Source organism: Neisseria sp. P0009.S007 (assembly GCF_051962515.1).
On record NZ_JBQCVF010000524.1, the window covers coordinates 1 to 1,031 of the forward strand.

A 1,031-nucleotide genomic window follows, 5' to 3' on the forward strand; every position below is an offset into this window, starting at 1 on the left:
GCGCGCGCTTGCGAAGCGGTCAGCTCGTTTTGCATTTCGGCAAGCTCGGAGCGGATGTGTTCGGCATCGGGCAGGGCAGTGAATACGGGCGCGGTTTTGACCCATGCGGTTTTGTGCGCCTGCTCGGGCTTGAGGCCGATGGCGGCGAGGATGTTGTCGAGAAGCGTGCCGACATCGCCGCTAAACAGTGTACCGTGCAGGCTGTCTTCGGTGGACGGGCAAATGCTGACCACCATGATTTCAGACGGCCTGATGGTTACGTCAAGGCGGGGCAGATTGTCTGAATGCGCGGCTTTTTCTGTTTTTGTCGGTGTTTCGGCAATGGCTTTGGGTGCTGCTTCGGGAGCGCGGACAGCCGGTTTGGCCGCTTGCGCAGTAGCGATGGCGGCAGTGCGTGCCTGATGGGCACCTGCGGATAAAGTGCGCACGGTTTGCGCGGTATCGGCAGCAATGGTTTTGGGGCGGACGGGTGCGGCTGATGTTGCGGTTTGAGGCGCGGCATGGATGATTTTGGCGTTTCGGTTCAGCCACATCGGGCCCAAGCCCAAGGCTTCGTGCAGGTGCAGATAGCGGCTGCTTAACATGATTTCTCCATCAATACGGCATCTTCGCTGCCACCGTCGGGCAGGGCGTAGTAGTTTTTGCGGCGACCGCAGGTTTGGAAGCCGTGTTTGCGGTAGAGCTGTTGCGCGGTTTCATTGCTTGCGCGGACTTCGAGCAGCAATCGGGTTGCGTCTTGCTGTTGCACTGCGTTTTGCCAGTGTTGTAGCAGGGCGGATGCAATGCCTTGTCGGCGGTATTCTGGCGCAACGGCAATCAGGTGCAGCTCGGATTCGTCAAACACGGTTTGCCACACGATAAAGCCGGTAATTTGGTGGTTGGTCTGGCTGAGCCAAACGCTGTCGGGATGGTGTTGAACCGCCGACTCAAACTGTTGCACCGTCCACGACGAGGGATTGCCTTGTGCGTCGATGGCGGCAAGGGTGGGGCAGTCGGCAAGTACGGCTGGGCGCAGGTTCACGGTTTGGCCT

At 59.5% G+C, this 1,031-nt stretch carries 2 protein-coding genes; both read right to left on the minus strand.

The features are described from left to right. The coding region (locus ACTHS3_RS14510; protein WP_440368312.1) for a uracil-DNA glycosylase family protein at positions 1 to 584 on the minus strand (584 nt) is incomplete at its 3' end. Further along, positions 578 to 1,021 carry a ribosomal protein S18-alanine N-acetyltransferase gene (gene rimI / locus ACTHS3_RS14515; protein WP_440368313.1) on the minus strand — a complete coding sequence of 148 codons (444 nt, stop codon included), beginning with the start codon at positions 1,019 to 1,021 and terminating at the stop codon, positions 578 to 580. The genes ACTHS3_RS14510 and rimI, both read right to left, overlap by 7 nt. Between the last annotated feature and the right edge of the window lie 10 nt (positions 1,022 to 1,031).